The sequence below is a fragment of the Flavobacterium sp. ZT3R18 genome (assembly GCF_007097385.1).
GTDB lineage: Bacteria > Bacteroidota > Bacteroidia > Flavobacteriales > Flavobacteriaceae > Flavobacterium.
In genome coordinates, this window is record NZ_VJZS01000009.1 from 115879 (window position 1) to 132969 (window position 17091).

The 17091-nt window shown below is 36.6% G+C and carries 14 protein-coding genes and 1 riboswitch; all 14 genes read left to right on the forward strand.

Going from position 1 to position 17091, the window contains the following annotated elements:
• The first annotated feature begins 195 nt into the window (after window positions 1-195).
• The 14 genes from FNW52_RS11575 to metF all read left to right on the forward strand — a co-directional run bounded on the left by FNW52_RS11575 (window position 196) and on the right by metF (window position 16973).
• On the forward strand, window positions 196-795 hold the full coding sequence (locus tag FNW52_RS11575; protein ID WP_143377635.1) for a Uma2 family endonuclease: 600 nt from the start codon (window positions 196-198) through the stop codon (window positions 793-795).
• A 161-nt stretch (window positions 796-956) separates the two neighbouring features.
• Window positions 957-1475 (forward strand): alpha/beta hydrolase, encoded by a 519-nt coding sequence (locus tag FNW52_RS11580; RefSeq protein WP_143377636.1) that lies wholly within the window; start codon window positions 957-959, stop codon window positions 1473-1475.
• Between the two features lie 109 nt (window positions 1476-1584).
• Window positions 1585-1995 (forward strand): Rrf2 family transcriptional regulator, encoded by a 411-nt coding sequence (locus FNW52_RS11585; protein ID WP_143377637.1) that lies wholly within the window; start codon window positions 1585-1587, stop codon window positions 1993-1995.
• A 470-nt stretch (window positions 1996-2465) separates the two neighbouring features.
• Window positions 2466-3167: a phosphoadenylyl-sulfate reductase gene (locus FNW52_RS11590; protein ID WP_143377638.1), complete on the forward strand. Its 702-nt coding sequence runs from the start codon at window positions 2466-2468 to the stop codon at window positions 3165-3167.
• 134 nt (window positions 3168-3301) lie between these two features.
• Window positions 3302-4201, forward strand: coding sequence for a sulfate adenylyltransferase subunit CysD (cysD, locus tag FNW52_RS11595; RefSeq protein ID WP_039110818.1), 900 nt, complete (start codon window positions 3302-3304; stop codon window positions 4199-4201).
• Window positions 4202-4312: 111 nt separating this feature from the next.
• Window positions 4313-5557, forward strand: coding sequence for a sulfate adenylyltransferase subunit 1 (locus FNW52_RS11600; protein ID WP_143377639.1), 1245 nt, complete (start codon window positions 4313-4315; stop codon window positions 5555-5557).
• Window positions 5558-5651: 94 nt separating this feature from the next.
• Window positions 5652-7742: a HEPN domain-containing protein gene (locus FNW52_RS11605; RefSeq protein ID WP_143377640.1), complete on the forward strand. Its 2091-nt coding sequence runs from the start codon at window positions 5652-5654 to the stop codon at window positions 7740-7742.
• Window positions 7743-7746: 4 nt separating this feature from the next.
• Window positions 7747-8514 (forward strand): uroporphyrinogen-III C-methyltransferase, encoded by a 768-nt coding sequence (gene cobA, locus FNW52_RS11610; RefSeq protein WP_255515579.1) that lies wholly within the window; start codon window positions 7747-7749, stop codon window positions 8512-8514.
• 84 nt (window positions 8515-8598) lie between these two features.
• Window positions 8599-9174, forward strand: coding sequence for a bifunctional precorrin-2 dehydrogenase/sirohydrochlorin ferrochelatase (locus FNW52_RS11615; protein WP_143377642.1), 576 nt, complete (start codon window positions 8599-8601; stop codon window positions 9172-9174).
• A gap of 177 nt (window positions 9175-9351) precedes the next feature.
• Window positions 9352-10404: an NAD(P)/FAD-dependent oxidoreductase gene (locus FNW52_RS11620; RefSeq protein ID WP_143377643.1), complete on the forward strand. Its 1053-nt coding sequence runs from the start codon at window positions 9352-9354 to the stop codon at window positions 10402-10404.
• Window positions 10405-10571: 167 nt separating this feature from the next.
• A riboswitch (SAM riboswitch) is annotated at window positions 10572-10679 on the forward strand.
• A gap of 246 nt (window positions 10680-10925) precedes the next feature.
• The gene (locus FNW52_RS11625; protein ID WP_143377644.1) at window positions 10926-11975 is read left to right on the forward strand and encodes a homocysteine S-methyltransferase family protein; all 1050 of its coding nucleotides are present in this window, start codon (window positions 10926-10928) and stop codon (window positions 11973-11975) included.
• 139 nt (window positions 11976-12114) lie between these two features.
• Window positions 12115-12702 (forward strand): hypothetical protein, encoded by a 588-nt coding sequence (locus FNW52_RS11630; protein WP_143377645.1) that lies wholly within the window; start codon window positions 12115-12117, stop codon window positions 12700-12702.
• 537 nt (window positions 12703-13239) lie between these two features.
• Window positions 13240-15921 carry a methionine synthase gene (metH, locus tag FNW52_RS11635; protein ID WP_143377646.1) on the forward strand — a complete coding sequence of 894 codons (2682 nt, stop codon included), beginning with the start codon at window positions 13240-13242 and terminating at the stop codon, window positions 15919-15921.
• 95 nt (window positions 15922-16016) lie between these two features.
• Complete coding sequence (metF, locus tag FNW52_RS11640) at window positions 16017-16973, forward strand: methylenetetrahydrofolate reductase [NAD(P)H] (RefSeq protein ID WP_143377647.1); 957 nt, start codon at window positions 16017-16019, stop codon at window positions 16971-16973.
• Window positions 16974-17091: the final 118 nt, after the last annotated feature.

The following is a 17091-nucleotide window of genomic DNA, read 5'->3' on the forward strand; positions in this document are numbered from 1 at the left end:
CAGCAATAGTATTTTTTTTAAATTTCTGTTTTTGGATTTCTTTTAAACTTTGTTTTTGCTATTTCTTAAAGATTTTAAAATTATAGCTATAGCCCACGGTTTAAACCGTGGGCTTTGTGTTTATAGTCATATTGTTTGAGAAATATACTATTTCGATTTGAATTTGATTAAATTTGTATTCTAAAACGGCTAGAAATGAGTACTGTTGTTACCAATATAAATCAACTTGACCCCAAAGGGAATTATACCTATGCGGATTATTTACTTTGGCAGTTTTCGGAACGTGTAGAATTAATAAAAGGTAAAATTTTTAAAATGAGTCCAGCTCCAAGTAGGACTCATCAAGATATTTCTTGGGCATTGGCGAGACAAATTGACAAAGTTTTTCATAAAACTTCTTGCAGAATGTATGCAGCTCCATTTGATGTTCGGCTTGTAAATTACAAAAACAGCACTCTTGATAGTCAAATTATCTCGGTTATTCAGCCCGATTTATGTGTAATTTGTGATCTCGACAAATTAGATGAAAAAGGATGCTTGGGTTCTCCAGATTTGATTGTCGAAATTCTATCTCCAGGAAATTCTAATAAAGAAATGGATCTGAAATTTGATTTATATCAAGAAAATGGAGTGAAAGAATATTGGATAGTCAATCCGATGCAGAAAACTATTTTTATTTATGTCCTTGAAAACAATAAATACATTGGTTTAAAACCACTTACCGAAAGCAATACATTAGAAAGTGTTGTTTTTCCAAAATTAAAATTTAGGGTAAAGCAAATTTTTGGGGTGTAATGATTTTTTTTAAGATAGCCTTTTTTTGTATAACAATAGCCCACGGTTTAAGCCGTGGGTTTTGTATTTATAGTGGTGATGTTATTGTTGATTTACCACAAAATAAATAAGTTTTTGATTTGTTAAAATTGTAAATTTGGTTTTTAGGCATCGTAAATCATATGAAACCAAGATTAATCATTTTATCGGATTTGTGGGGAAAAGAAAAATCGGATTGGGTTTCAAATTATGTTTCTTTATTGAAAGATAAGTTTGAAATTCAATATCACGATTGTTGCGAATTGGGAGCCATTGACAAAACTAATTATACCGAAGAAAATCTCCACAGTCAATTTGTTAATGGCGGAATTGAAACAGCTGTTGTGCATCTTTTGAAAGCAGAAAAGAATCAAATTGATATTCTAGCCTTCAGTATTGGTGGAACAATTGCTTGGAAAGCCGCTTTGAAAGGGATGAATGTTAGAAGTCTCTTTGCCGTTTCCTCAACAAGATTGCGATATGAGAATGAAATTCCTAATGGAACAATAAAACTCTATTATGGAGAAAATGACAGCAATAAACCAGATGTTAATTGGTTTGCAAAACATTCCATTGATTTTGAAATTATAAAAAACAAAGAACACGATTTTTATACAGAAAAAGATTTTGCTACTTCAATTTGCGAGGAAATTTTAAAATAGTTTCATACAATTTGCTGATAAAAGGATAAAGTTTGTAGTTTCGTAATCAGATAAAAATCAAAAATCTATCCCGATTGCTATCGGGATTAATCCACAATCAAAAATCACAATGCTTTCAAAGAAAACAAAATACGGAATAAAAGCACTAACTTTTTTGGCACGCCAAGAAGATAATTCTCCCGTACAAATTGCCGAAATTGCTAAAAGTGAACATATTTCGGTTAAATTTTTGGAAAGTATTTTATTGCTCTTGCGTCATTCTGGTTTTCTTGGAGCCAAAAAAGGAAAAGGCGGAGGCTATTATTTGATAAAAGACCCAAAGGACATTAATATGGCCAATGTGTACCGAATTCTTGAAGGACCAATCGCTTTGTTACCTTGTGCAAGCCATAATTTCTATGAAAAATGTGATGATTGTACAGACGAAGCGACTTGTGCGGTTCGCAAGTTAATGATGGAAGTTCGAGACAATACCCTCAAAATTCTCGAAAATAACACCCTGGCAGACATCGCATTCTAAGTAAAGGTTTATTTTGAAACACATTTAATGAACCAATGTCGTTTCCTTAAGCAGATAATAACGGTTTTTGAAATAGTTGAAGTCTCATAAGCAAGCGGAATCCAATCCCGAAGGGATGAAAAGATTATAGATTAATGTAAATACCAACAAAAATCCCGAAGGGATGAAATTATATTTGGCGTTTAGTATTGAAGATGTCACCCCTTTGGGGTTTTAGAGCATTTTATTTCTTCTTTTCTATAATCGTAGCATCCCTTCGGGATTAAAAAAATCAGGCAGGCCTTAAGGAAACGGCATTGTTTACTGAACTGTTAATTTATCAAAAAAAATTTTGTAGTTAGTAAAAAAGTCTTATTTTTGCACTTTAATCTAGTAAACCGATAGGGTAATAGATTTGAATAAAAAAAATCAAATCCGCTTTTCTCCCTCTCCTTTGGAGAGGGTTGGGGTGAGGAAAACACAAACAAAAAATGAGCGCAGCAATAGTAAATACTTTATTAGAAAAAACAGCAAATTTCTCGATCGAAGAGACTTTGGCTTTTTTGGCTAATGAATACAAAGACAAAGTGGTTTTTTCGACTTCTTTTGGACAGGAAGACCAAGTAATTACGGCTTTAATTGCTAAAAACGATTTGCCAATTACCATTTTTACATTGGATACGGGCAGATTGTTTCAAGAAACGTATGATGTTTTTCATAAGACTTTGAAAAAGTATAAAAAACAAATCGAAGTTTATTTTCCGGAAGCTGCAGCAGTAGAAAATTTATTGAAACAAAAAGGACCAAACAGCTTTTACGAATCGGTGGAGAATAGAAAAGAATGTTGTTTTATTCGTAAAGTAGCGCCATTAACCAAAGCTTTAAAAGGAAACGAAATTTGGATCACTGGTTTACGTGCCGAGCAATCGGAAAACAGAAATGATTTGGCTGCCTTTGAATACGATGCTCATTTTAATATCATAAAATTCAATCCATTGTTGAAATGGAGTTTAGCAGACGTTCAAAAATATATTGATGATAATAATGTGCCACAAAACGCTTTGCACAAAAAAGGGTTTGTAAGCATAGGTTGTGCGCCTTGTACGAGAGCCATTGCCGAAGGAGAAGACATCAGAGCAGGAAGATGGTCGTGGGAATCCAGTCATAAAGAATGTGGTTTACATCAGAAGTAGAGGTTAGAAGACGGAAGTTAGAAAATAGAGAATAGAATAAAGAGGATAGAAAAAATAATAATAGTTAAGAGATTTTAGTTGAGGTCACAACAACAGCCTTAAACTTTAAACCTTAAACTTTTAAACTAATAAAGATGAGTTCAATATTAAAAACAAATGCTTTAGAAAGCGAAGCAATTTACATATTCAGAGAAGTAATTTCTCAATTTGACAAACCCGTTTTGCTTTTTTCTGGCGGTAAAGATTCAATCACATTGGTTCGTTTGGCGCAAAAAGCATTTTTCCCAGCAAAAATTCCTTTTCCATTGTTACACGTGGATACGGGACACAATTTTCCGGAGACGATTGCCTTTAGAGACAAATTAGTAGCTGAATTGGGATTGGAATTAATCGTTCGTAATGTACAAGATGCTATTGATGAAGGGAAAGTAGTAGAAGAGTCTGGAAAATACTCTAGCAGAAACAGTTTGCAGACTACTACATTATTGGACGCTATCGAAGAATTCAAATTTGACGCTTGTATTGGTGGTGCGCGTAGAGACGAAGAAAAAGCAAGAGCCAAAGAACGTATTTTTTCTGTTCGTGATGATTTTGGTCAGTGGGATGAAAAAAACCAACGTCCAGAATTGTTTGATTTATTGAACGGAAAAATTGAAAATGGTCAAAACGTACGTGTTTTTCCAATTTCAAATTGGACAGAATTAGATGTTTGGAGTTATATAGAACAAGAACAAATCGAAATTCCATCGATTTATTTTTCACACAAACGTAAAGTATTCATAAGAGATGGTATGATTTGGTCACATTCTCCATTTGTGTACCAAGAAGAAGATGAAGAAATTGAAGAAAGAATTGTTCGTTTTAGAACCGTTGGAGATATGAGTTGTACGGCTGCGGTTGATTCGTATGCAGCAACTATTCAAGAGGTTGTTGGAGAAATTCGTTCTTCGACTATTTCTGAAAGAGGAGCCAGAATCGATGACAAACGTTCTGAGGCTGCTATGGAAAAAAGAAAACAACAAGGTTATTTCTAGAATTGTAAGTTTTAGAAATTTATAGAGTAAGTATAAAAACATAAGAAGTTTATAAGTGAAGTTTTCAAAACGTGAAACCTTAAACTTTTAAACTTTAAACAAAAAATAAGGATGGAAGTTTTAAAAATAGCAACAGCAGGAAGTGTAGATGACGGAAAAAGTACTTTAATCGGGAGATTATTATACGATACAAAATCATTGACTACAGATAAGATTGAAGCAATAGAAAAAAGCAGCAAGCAAAAAGGATACGATTATCTAGATTTTTCTTTGGCTACAGATGGTTTGGTTGCCGAGAGAGAACAAGGAATTACGATAGACGTAGCACATATTTATTTTTCTACAGCCAAAAAAAGTTACATCATTGCCGATACTCCGGGTCACGTAGAATATACCCGTAACATGGTTACAGGAGCTTCGACTTCGCAAGTATCTATCATTTTGATTGATGCCCGTAAAGGAGTAATTGAGCAAACGTACCGTCACTTTTTCATCAATAATTTATTGAGAGTAAAAGATGTGATTGTTGCGGTAAACAAAATGGATTTGGTTGATTATTCAGAAGAAGTATACAACAAAATTAAAGCCGATTTTCAGGCATTAAATGCAAAAAGTGCCTACAAAGAACAAAACGTAAGTTACATTCCGTTAAGTGCTTTAACAGGAGACAATGTAGTGGAAACATTAGGAAAAATGCCTTGGTATTCTGGGCAAACTATCCTGCAACACTTAGAAGCTTTAGAGCCAAAAGACATTTACGATAATGGACAAGCTCGTTTCCCAGTGCAAACAGTAATCAGACCAAAAACGGAAGAATATCACGATTTTAGAGGATATGCCGGAAAATTATACGGTAACAATATCAAAGTAGGGGATGCTGTAACGGTTCTTCCTTCTTTAACAGAATCTACAGTGACGAACATTCACTTTTTCGACAAACAGTTTGATGAAGCTACGGCAGGTTCTTCAATTACGATCGAATTAGAAAATGACATCAATGTGACCAGAGGAGATATGATTGTAAAATCGAGTGAGCTTCCTAGAATTGAAAAAGACATCACAACAACGATTTGTTGGATGGACAGTAAAAAATTAGTGGCAGGTGCAAAATATTTTGTACAACACAACAGTAATAGAGTTTTGGCCAAAATTGACAGTGTAAAAAACGTAATCGCAACCGATTATTCTGGAACAACTCCAGCGACTCAATTAGCCATTAATGAAATTGGAGAAGTAACCATCAAATTGAGCAAAGCCATTTATTTTGATGCTTACAATGATAACAAATCTAACGGAGCTTTCATCTTAATTGATGCAGCAACCAACACTACAGCAGGAGTTGGGTTTATTAAATAGCCTTTAGCTATTGGCTTTTAGCCTTTAGCAAAAAAAACTGAGTAATCACAAATCAGCTAATAGCCAAAAGCTAATAGCTAAAAGCTTAAGAAAAATGCAAAGTTTTAGAACCGAAATAGAAGACCCGATTGTCCAAAAAGAGATTATCGATTTAGAGAAAAAGATTCATTCATTCCGTAGCGGACAAATTGACGATGAGCGTTTTCGTAGTCTTCGTTTGGCACGTGGTATTTATGGTCAACGTCAGGAAGGTGTGCAAATGATTCGTATTAAATTGCCTTACGGAAAAGTGACTAGCGAGCAATTGAAAAGAATTACCGACGTATCTGATAAATATTCTACAGGACGTTTGCACATCACAACCCGTCAGGATATTCAAATTCACTATGTGAGTTTAGATAGAACGCCTGAACTTTGGTCAGAATTAGCCAAAGACGATATCACTTTGAGAGAAGCTTGCGGAAACACAGTGCGTAATATTACAGGAAGCGAATTAGCAGGTGTAGATGTAGACGAGCCTTTTGATGTATCGCCTTATGCACACGCTTTGTTTCAGTTTTTCTTGAGAAATCCGGTGTGTCAGGAAATGGGACGTAAATTCAAAATGTCATTTTCTTCTTCAGATAAAGATACGGCGTTGAGTTATTTACACGATTTAGGATTTATTCCAAAAGTGGTAAATGGCGAAAGAGGTTTCAAAGTAATGCTTGGTGGCGGATTAGGATCTCAACCGAGTCACGCTGAATTGCTATCGGAGTTTATTCCGGTAAACCAAATTATCCCAACAACCGAAGGGGTTTTAAGAATCTTTGACCGTTATGGCGAAAGAGCCAAACGTTTGAAAGCACGTATGAAATTCTTAATCAAAGATTTGGGTAGAGACGAGTTTTTGCGATTGGTTGAGGAAGAGAAAAAAGCCTTGTCTTACCAAACGGTAGAAATCGACACTGCCGCTTTTGAAGGGGCAATTACTGAACCTTTATTAGCAGTACCATCGGTAACAATTGATGATGTTGCAGCTTTTGAAGCTTGGAAGAAATCGAATGTGATTCCACAAAAACAAGCAGGATATGTTGCTATTGGTATTAAAGTTCTTTTAGGAGATTTTTATACGGACAAAGCAAGATTATTAGCCGATTTGATTAAAAATTATGGTGCTAATGAATTGCGTTTTTCATTAAGACAAAATATCGTTTTACGTAATATTAAAGAAGAAAATCTAGCGTTCTTTTACCAAGAATTAGCCAAATTGGATTTTGTTGCTTTAGGTTATGATACTATCGGGGATATCACGGCTTGTCCGGGTACAGATACTTGTAATTTAGGAATCGCAAGTAGTACAGGTATTGCGGATGAATTAGAAAGAGTATTAAAAACAGAATATCCACAATACAGCAATAATCAAGAAATCACGATTAAAATCAGTGGTTGTATGAATGCTTGTGGACAACACAATATGGCTGAAATAGGTTTTCAAGGAATGTCTATTAATGCTGGAAAACTGGTAGCTCCAGCACTTCAAGTATTGTTAGGTGGAGGGAATTTAGGAAATGGCGAAGGTCGTTTTTCGGATAAAGTAATCAAAATTCCAAGTCGTAGAGGACCAGATGCTTTGCGTTACATCTTAAATGATTTTGATGCGAATGGTAACGGATTATCTTTCTTAAATTATTACGATGCCAAAGGAGAGAAATACTTCTATGAGTTCTTGAAACCATTAGCCGATGTAACTAATTTGACCGAAGCTGATTTTGTAGATTGGGGAAATGCCGATAACTACGTAAAAGCAGTTGGAGTTGGAGAATGTGCGGGTGTTGTAATTGACTTAGTGGCGACTTTAATTTTTGAAGCCAAAGACAAATTAACGTTTGCTCAAGAAGCTTTTGAAGATAAAAAATGGGCTGATGCTATTTATTTAGCATACGCAGGTTTTGTAAATGGAGCCAAAGCATTATTATTGGCCGAAAACCAAAAAACGAATCACCATGCTGGAATTATCGATTTGTTTGATACCGTTTTCATCGAAAGCAAAAAAATTGAGTTGGATTCCCCTTTCAAAGATTTGGTGTATCAAATCAGAGCGAATGAGCCTTCAGAAGCGTTTGCACAAAAATACATTCAAGATGCAATAACTTTCTTCGGAAAAATAGAAGCATATAGAGCCAAAGATTTAGCTGATGCATAAAAAAATGATAGAACCCAAAGTAACTTTAGTAGGCGCAGGCCCTGGCGATCCAGACTTGCTTACGCTGAAAGGTGTTAAAGCACTTGCTGAAGCGAATGTGGTTTTGTATGATGCCTTGGCCAATGAGGAAATAATGAATCACGCCCCTCAAGATGCCATAAAAATATTTGTGGGGAAAAGAATCGGAAGTCATGAATATTCGCAAGATCAAATCAATCAGTTGATTGTCGATAATGCGCTTACGTATGGACATGTGGTTCGGTTAAAAGGAGGAGATCCATTTATTTTTGGAAGAGGAAGTGAAGAAATAGAGTACGTAGAAAGTTTTGGAATCCCTACATTTGTAGTACCCGGAATTTCATCGGCCATTGCAGTTCCCGCTTATCAAGGAATTTCATTGACCAAAAGAGGAACTTCCGAAAGTTTTTGGGTAATCACAGGGACCACTTCCGACAGGAATTTGTCTAATGATATCGCTCTCGCAGCACAATCGTCGGCAACTGTTGTAATTTTGATGGGAATGAGTAAACTATCACAAATTGTTACTTTATTTCAAAAAGAATCCAAAGGAGAAACTCCCATTGCGATTATTCAGAATGGAACAACACCAAACGAAAAAATAGGTGTGGGAACAATTGATACGATCCAAGGAGTAGTTGCCGAAAACAAATTGAGTTCGCCAGCAATTATTGTAATTGGGGAAGTGGTCAAAGAAAGCAATAAATTAAAAGGATTTTACGAAGAGTTTGTATCGAAAGAAATCATTTCATAAAGCAATAAAACGCCATAAGAGCGATAATTAATTGTAGCTTTGATAGCTCGGGAAGATTTTAATTAAGAAAATAAAGGAACAACAATGGAAAGAAACGAATTATATCCCATTTTTTTAAAACTGCATAACATCAATGTACTTATTGTAGGTGGTGGAAATGTAGGCTTAGAAAAGTTGTCGTTCATGTTGAAATCCAGTCCCAACGCCAATGTTGAGGTAGTGGCGCCAAAGTTCTTACCCGAATTGGAAGCATTAGTCGAAAAACATCCTTCGGTAAAATTGACCCAAGCGAAGTTCAAGAAAAAAATGCTGAAGAAGCGCAGTATGGTTATTGCCTGTACCGATGATTTGAAAGTAAACAAACGGGTTTATGATTTGTCTCGAAAAAGATATCTCATTTGCAATATTGCCGACACACCCGATTTATGTGATTATTATTTGGGCGGAATTGTAACCAAAGGAAACGTGAAAATAGCAATTTCGACTAACGGAAAATCGCCAACAACAGCCAAAAGATTGCGTGAGTTTTTTGAAGAAGTAATTCCGGAGGACATCCATGAAATGGTTGGGAGTTTGAATGAATACCGAAAGACTTTAAAAGGGAATTTCGAAGAAAAAGTCCAAAAGATGAATGAAATTACAGAGGGATTAAAGAAGTAAGCAGATTTCAGAAGGCAGAAATTAGAATAAAGAGAATAGAATAAAGAGAATTGTACGAATGGAAACTTTTCCTTCGGAGAAGAGAAAAAACAGTAAGTGATAATTATCATTTTAACTAACAAAATTCATTCGTTCATTTGCATACGAATTTTAGCATAATTAATAAAGAATAAAAAAATGGTTAAAACAGACATACTTATAATAGGAGCAGGACCAACAGGTTTATTTGCAGTTTTTGAAGCGGGATTATTAAAATTAAAATGTCATATTCTAGATGCTTTACCACAACCGGGAGGACAATTATCTGAGCTGTATCCAAAGAAGCCTATCTATGATATTCCTGGGTTCCCAGAAGTATTAGCAGGAGATTTGGTCGATAATTTAATGGAGCAAATCAAGCAATTCGAACCAGGTTTTACCCTTGGCGAACGTGCAGAAACTATAGAGAAACAAGAAGACGGAAGCTTTATTGTAACGTCTAATAAAGGAAAGAAATTCCACGCTTCTGTTGTTGCAATTGCTGGAGGTTTAGGAAGTTTTGAACCAAGAAAACCTTTAATTGAAGACATCGAGTTTTACGAAGATAAAGGAGTGAAATACTTTATCAAAAACCCAGAAAAATTCAGAGACAAAAGAGTTGTGATTTCTGGAGGTGGAGATTCAGCTTTAGACTGGAGTATTTTCTTGTCGAACATTGCTTCTGAGGTAACTTTGATTCATCGTAGAAACGAGTTTAGAGGAGCATTAGATTCTGTAGAAAAAGTACAAGAATTAAAAAATTCAGGTAAAATCAAAATGATTACTCCAGGTGAAGTAATAGGTTTAAATGGAGCGGAGCATTTAGAATCTGTAGATGTTGAAGAAGATGGTGCACACCAAAACATCAAATGCGATTATTTTATTCCACTTTTTGGTCTAACACCAAAATTAGGTCCTATTGCACACTGGGGATTAGAAATCGAAAAAAATGCCATCAAAGTAAACAATGCATTAGATTATCAAACCAATATTCCAGGTATTTTCGCCATTGGAGACGTAAACACTTATCCTGGAAAATTAAAATTGATTCTTTGCGGATTCCACGAAGCCACTTTAATGTGTCAAGCGGCCTACCAAATCATCAATCCAGGTAAAAAATATGTAATGAAATACACCACCGTTTCTGGTGTTGACGGATTCGACGGAACCCGTAAAGAAGCTCCAAAAGCAGTGGTGAAAGCTATTGTGTAATTATTTAAGATTGTAGATTAACGATTTTTGATTTAAGATTTCTGTAGCAACGTGAAATCTGAAATCAAAAATCGTTAATCATCATTCAAAAATCATAAAATTCTAGCGCCAATACTTGCAAGTGTTGGTGTTATGTCTTTACTTTGTACTGTTCCTATTTTTATTGAAAGTTATCACGAAAGGCGGAGGGAAAAGACCCGATGAAACCTTAGCAACCCTTTACTTTTTTAAAGAAGGTGCTACATTCTACCACGTATAGCGCGGATAGATAACACAAGAATACATCCCCGTATTCCTCAAACCTTTTCCTGACAACATATCGATATTTTTTTAGAGCGAATGATTGGTGCTTTTTTGTCAATGAAATTCCTGCTGTTCGCTATATCTTTTTTTTCACACCTGACGGGTTTTTAAAACCCGTCAGGTGTGAAAAAAAAGGATGCCGTTTCCATCAGGGCTAAAGAGTAAATAATTGTGATTTTTTGGTTTTAAAAGCAAAAAAGAAGTAAATAAAAAATAAAATGTCAAAAGATTTAAAAGACAGTATTGGTGTTCCCCCTTCGGGGGCTAGGGGGCTGATTACAGAAGAAATAAAAAAGAGAATACTCGTGCTCGATGGAGCAATGGGAACCATGTTGCAACGTTATAATTTCTCCGAAGAAGATTTTCGTGGCGAACAATTCAAGGATTTTCCACATCCGCTTAAAGGGAATAATGATTTATTGTCCCTGACGCAACCTCAAGCCATCAAAGACGTTCACGCAGCTTATTTTGAGGCAGGAGCTGATATAGTAGAAACCAATACGTTCTCAGGAACCACCATCGGAATGGCGGATTATCATCTGGAAGAATACGTTTATGAATTGAACTACGAATCGGCAAAAATTGCCCGTGAAGTAGCCGATGAATTCACTGCCAAAAACCCAAACCAACCCCGTTTTGTTGCCGGTTCGATAGGCCCAACAAACCGTACAGCCAGTATGTCGCCAGACGTGAACGATCCAGGATACAGAGCTGTAACTTTTGATGATTTGCGCATTGCTTACAAACAACAAGTTGAAGCCTTAATGGATGGTGGTTGCGATTTACTTTTGGTAGAAACTATTTTCGATACCCTAAATGCCAAAGCAGCACTTTTTGCCATCGAAGAAGTCAAAGAAGAACGCAATCTTGATATTCCAATCATGGTTTCTGGAACAATCACTGATGCTTCGGGAAGAACACTTTCTGGACAAACGGTAGAAGCCTTTTTGGTTTCGGTTTCGCATATTCCGCTGTTAAGTGTAGGATTCAATTGTGCACTTGGTGCCGATTTGTTGAAACCGTATTTGCAGACCCTATCACAAAACACTTCTTTCAACGTGTCGGCGCATCCCAATGCAGGATTGCCTAACGCCTTTGGAGAATACGATGAAACCCCAGAACAAATGCAAGCCTTCATCAAAGAATATTTAGACGATAATTTAATAAACATCATAGGCGGTTGTTGCGGAACAACCCCAGAACATATCAAGTTGATCGCAGACATAGCAAAGGATTATAAGCCACGTGTGTCAACAGCGACGATGTAGTTCGTAGAGACGCGATTTATCGCGTCTAACACAAAGTAATCGCAACGATAACGCGGATTTGCATTCCGTGTCCACAAAGGAGAGTAATGAAAAGGCATACGGATGTTTCTTTCGAGAAAATTTATTAGAGATAAAGTTAATGGATAAAATCAAGGGAGAAGGTTGTGAGAAGTTTAAAATTTTTCCGCTTCACGAAGTGTTTTATATTGAATGTGTAATATCTGCGGCTGAATCAGCTATTAGAAGTTGGGAAGAATTAAATAAAATAATTTCTAATTCAGAATTGTTAGTTGGCAACGGATTAAAAACAATTGATTTATCTGAAAATATTATTAATCAAGCGGGGATAATTTCAAAATATTTTTATCCGCCAAGTAACAAAGGAATCCATAAATTTAGAAGTGAAAAACTTCGAGAAAGTTATGATATAGATAATTTTAATCTTTTGGAAGAAAGAGGATTTAGGAATCATATTGAACATTTTGATGAAAGACTTGATAAGTTTTTGAAGGACTGTGGTGCGGGAGTAATTATTCCTAAAAGACTTTTTAAAACATCAGAAGAAATAGATTCTATTATAAATGTATTTAAAGCCTATGTAATTAATGACTTTAAACTTATTTCATTAAGTCAAGAAATCGAATTAAAACCATTAGTTGAAGAGATTTATAGGGTATATAATTTAAGTATAGACTTTATAGAAAACAGAGGTCGATTACCCCGCTAGCGCAAGCGTCCCGCTTGTGCCCACAAACTAAGGCAGGTAAAAAAAGAAGAATAGAATTGGGTACGAGCGTGACGTTCGCCCCGCTAGCGCAATGTTATTAAGTTAAGGAAATCCAGCGGATTTCAATGTTTATAGAAATAATTCAATTACCGACGTTCCTACGACCCCGCTGGGGTCGAACGCACACGCTACATTTTTTCTATAAACATTTGACCTCTCTGAGGTCAATATAATCCTTAACTTAATGACATTGCGCGCTAGCGAAGCCCGCAAAGAGAATCAAATAAAAGGTTTTGGATAAAAACAAAATTTAATTTATTGCACAATGCCCGCGTGAGGGATAGCAGTGAAAAGCCCACAGACCAATGGAGTGATAACGGAATTGGTCGAGGACTTGTAACGAATAGCCCGACCCCTGTGGTCACGCCCAAATAGAATTGAAATAAAATATAGCTACAGTTTTTATTAAACCGTAGACAGAACAATAAAAACTCAGAACCTAAGCCGCTTAGGAACTGAGTAACTCAAAACAAAAAAATGGCACACAATAAACATAGAAGAAACCTAGTATTATCGGGATTAGAGCCTTTAATCATTACGCCAAACAGCGTATTTGTGAATATTGGGGAACGAACGAATGTAACGGGTTCTAGAAAATTCCTTCGGTTAATCAAGGAAGAAAAATACGAAGAAGCATTAAGCATTGCCAAAGAGCAAGTAGAAGGCGGCGCGCAAATCATCGATATTAATATGGATGAAGGGATGCTGGATGGCGAATATGCGATGACTAAATTCCTAAATTTAATCGCTGCTGAGCCAGATATTTCGAGAGTGCCAATCATGATTGACAGCTCGAAATGGAATATCATCGAGGCTGGTCTGAAAGTTGTTCAGGGAAAATGTGTTGTAAATTCGATTTCGTTAAAAGAAGGGGAAGAACAATTTATTCATCATGCCAAATTGATTAAACGCTATGGTGCCGCGGCAATTATTATGGCTTTCGATGAGGTAGGGCAAGCAGATAATTACGACCGTAGAGTTGAAATTTGTCAACGTTCGTATGATATTTTGGTCAATAAAGTTGGTTTTCCGCCGCAAGATATTATTTTCGATTTGAATATATTCCCCGTAGCTACCGGTATGGAGGAACACCGCTTGAATGCTTTAGATTTCTTTAGAGGGACCAAATGGGTTCGCGAAAATTTGCCACATGCACACATAAGTGGTGGGGTGAGTAATGTTTCGTTTTCGTTTAGAGGTAATGACACGGTTCGGGAAGCGATGCACTCGGTTTTCTTGTACCACGCCATTAAAAACGGAATGACAATGGGAATTGTAAACCCAGAGATGTTGTCGATTTACGATGAAATTCCAAAAGATTTGTTGGAATACGTGGAGGATGTAATTCTGGACAGACGAGATGATGCTACAGAACGTTTATTGGATTTTGCCGAAAATGTAAAAGGAGATGTTAAGAATACTGAAAAAGCGGTTCAAGAATGGCGTTCGGGAACAGTTCAAGAAAGAATAACACACTCTTTGGTAAAAGGGGTTGATGCGTTTATAGAAATTGATGTTGAAGAAGCTAGATTGGCAGCCACAAAACCGATTGAAGTTATCGAAATCAACTTGATGACGGGAATGAATGTCGTTGGAGATTTGTTTGGTTCGGGGAAAATGTTTTTGCCACAGGTGGTAAAATCGGCTCGTGTAATGAAAAAAGCAGTGGCGTATTTATTGCCTTATATCGAAGCCAGCAAACAAGCGGGAGACAAACAAGGGAATGGAAAAATCCTGATGGCAACCGTAAAAGGGGATGTACACGATATTGGTAAAAATATTGTTTCGGTGGTATTGGCGTGTAATAATTATGAGATAGTAGATTTGGGCGTTATGGTGCCTCCCGAAAAAATTATTGCAGCGGCTATCGAACACAACGTAGATATTATTGGATTGAGCGGATTAATCACACCGTCACTGGACGAAATGGTGTATCTCGCCAAGGAATTAGATAAAAGAGGACTTAAAATTCCAGTAATGATTGGTGGTGCAACGACTTCACGTGCGCATACAGCCGTGAAAATTGCGCCTCAATATAGGGAAACTGTGATTCACGTTAACGATGCTTCGAGAGCGGTAACGGTGGCTGGAAGTTTACTGAACAAGGATAAAAAAATATACGCCAGCGATATTCGAGCCGAATATGATGCGTTTAGAGAAACGTTTTTGAACCGTTCGCGCGACAAGAATTTCTTGACGATTGAGCAAGCTCGTAAAAATAAATTGCAGTTGGATTGGAGACATTTCGAGCCTGTAAAGCCAAAAGTTATCGGAGCACAAACTATCGAAGTAGATTTGGATGTTTTGGTTCCGTATATTGACTGGACTCCGTTTTTTAGAACCTGGGAATTGTTCGGGAAATATCCAGCGATTTTGACGGATGAAGTGGTGGGAGAACAAGCGACTTCGGTTTTTGCAGATGCACAAGCGATGTTAGCTGTTATTTTGAAAGAAAAGAAACTAACCGCCAAAGGAATTTACGGAATTTTCCCTGCCAATCAAGTCAACGATGATGATATCGAATTAAGCGATGAAAACGGAAAAGTATTGGAGAAATTCTTGACGTTGCGTCAGCAATCGCAAAAAACGAAAGGAGCTCCAAACATTGCCTTGTCAGACTTTATTGCTCCAAAAGAGAGCGGGAAAGTCGATTATATGGGAGCGTTTTGTGTAACAACTGGTTTTGGTGTTGATGAATGGGCTGCAGAATTCGAAAAGGATTTAGACGATTACAATTCGATTATGGTAAAAGCTTTGGCAGACCGATTCGCAGAAGCATTCGCCGAATACCTTCACGAAAAAGTGCGTAAAGAAATTTGGGGTTATGCCTCAGATGAAAACTTAACTACCGAAGCGATGATAGAAGAGGTTTACAAAGGAATTCGTCCAGCACCGGGTTATCCGGCTTGTCCAGACCATTTAGAAAAACCAACGATTTGGAAATTACTAAATGTAGAAAAAGAAATTGGAGTGACTTTGACCGAAAGTATGGCGATGTGGCCAGCTTCTTCAGTTTCAGGTTATTATTTTGGAAATCCCGAGAGCAAGTATTTTGGACTCGGAAAAATAAAAGAAGACCAAGTTATTGATTACGCCAAACGAAGAAGTATTTCGACCGATAAAGCCATGAAATGGTTGAATCCGAATATTGCAGATTAAATAATAGTTTAAAGTTGAAATTTGTTTAAAGTTTAAAGTTTAAAGTCGTTCGAGAGAATCTTAAACCTTAAACCTTAAACTTCAAACTAAAGAAAATGAAAGTAACACAACATATAGAAAATGCCAAAGGAGAAACGTTATTCTCTTTCGAAATTATTCCGCCACAAAAGGGAAAAAGCATTCAGGAGTTATACGACAATATCGATCCGTTGATGGAGTTCAAACCGCCATTTATAGATGTAACCACTTCTCGCGAGGAGTATATTTATATTGATAAAGGCAACGGATTATTAGATAAAAAACTAACCAGAATGCGTCCGGGAACGTTGGGTATTTGTGCGTCCATAAAACATAAATACAATGTAGATACCGTGCCACACTTGCTTTGCGGAGGTTTTACCAAAGAGGAAACAGAATACATGTTGGTCGATTGTCATTATCTTGGAATCAATAATGTGATGGCACTTCGTGGCGATGCGATGAAGGACGAACAGTCTTTTGTTCCGAAAATGGGAGGAAATAATTTTGCAGTCGATTTGGTTAGTCAAATCAATCAATTGAATTGCGGAAAGTATTTACACGATGTAATGGATGTTGATAATCAAGCCGATTTTTGCATTGGTGTTGCAGGTTATCCAGAGAAACATTTAGAATCTCCTTCTTTGATTTCGGACTTAAAAAGACTGAAAGAAAAAGTCGATGCCGGTGCTGATTATGTCGTAACCCAAATGTTTTTTGACAATGCCAAATACTTTGAGTTTGTTGCCAAAGCCAGAGAAATGGGAATCACAGTGCCTATTATTCCAGGCATTAAACCTATAGCGATACAAAGACATTTGCAAATATTGCCCCAAATTTTCCGTATCGATTTACCAGAAGATTTGATTCATGCAGTGGATAAATGCAAAACCAATGCCGACATCAGGCAAGTAGGAATCGAATGGGCCATCCAACAATCGATAGAGTTGAAAGCAGCAGGAGTTCCTGTTTTGCATTATTATTCTATGGGAAAGTCAGAAAATATCAGACAAATAGCCAGTAAGGTTTTCTAGTTGAGACGTTGCACTGCAACGTCTCAACATTGGATTGATTATCACGAAACGGTGCACCGCAACGTCTCTAAGTACAATGTTTATAATAAAATCGATGAAGTTTTGACCTAACAGGTTT

Excerpts from the sequence above, each read along its gene's own strand:
- FNW52_RS11575 (WP_143377635.1), top strand. The coding sequence starts at position 196 with ATGAGTACTGTTGTTACCAATATAAATCAACTTGACCCCAAAGGGAAT.
- FNW52_RS11580 (WP_143377636.1), top strand. The coding sequence starts at position 957 with ATGAAACCAAGATTAATCATTTTATCGGATTTGTGGGGAAAAGAAAAA.
- FNW52_RS11585 (WP_143377637.1), top strand. The coding sequence starts at position 1,585 with ATGCTTTCAAAGAAAACAAAATACGGAATAAAAGCACTAACTTTTTTG.
- FNW52_RS11590 (WP_143377638.1), top strand. The coding sequence starts at position 2,466 with ATGAGCGCAGCAATAGTAAATACTTTATTAGAAAAAACAGCAAATTTC.
- cysD (WP_039110818.1), top strand. The coding sequence starts at position 3,302 with ATGAGTTCAATATTAAAAACAAATGCTTTAGAAAGCGAAGCAATTTAC.
- FNW52_RS11600 (WP_143377639.1), top strand. The coding sequence starts at position 4,313 with ATGGAAGTTTTAAAAATAGCAACAGCAGGAAGTGTAGATGACGGAAAA.
- FNW52_RS11605 (WP_143377640.1), top strand. The coding sequence starts at position 5,652 with ATGCAAAGTTTTAGAACCGAAATAGAAGACCCGATTGTCCAAAAAGAG.
- cobA (WP_255515579.1), top strand. The coding sequence starts at position 7,747 with ATGATAGAACCCAAAGTAACTTTAGTAGGCGCAGGCCCTGGCGATCCA.
- FNW52_RS11615 (WP_143377642.1), top strand. The coding sequence starts at position 8,599 with ATGGAAAGAAACGAATTATATCCCATTTTTTTAAAACTGCATAACATC.
- FNW52_RS11620 (WP_143377643.1), top strand. The coding sequence starts at position 9,352 with ATGGTTAAAACAGACATACTTATAATAGGAGCAGGACCAACAGGTTTA.
- FNW52_RS11625 (WP_143377644.1), top strand. The coding sequence starts at position 10,926 with ATGTCAAAAGATTTAAAAGACAGTATTGGTGTTCCCCCTTCGGGGGCT.
- FNW52_RS11630 (WP_143377645.1), top strand. The coding sequence starts at position 12,115 with ATGGATAAAATCAAGGGAGAAGGTTGTGAGAAGTTTAAAATTTTTCCG.
- metH (WP_143377646.1), top strand. The coding sequence starts at position 13,240 with ATGGCACACAATAAACATAGAAGAAACCTAGTATTATCGGGATTAGAG.
- metF (WP_143377647.1), top strand. The coding sequence starts at position 16,017 with ATGAAAGTAACACAACATATAGAAAATGCCAAAGGAGAAACGTTATTC.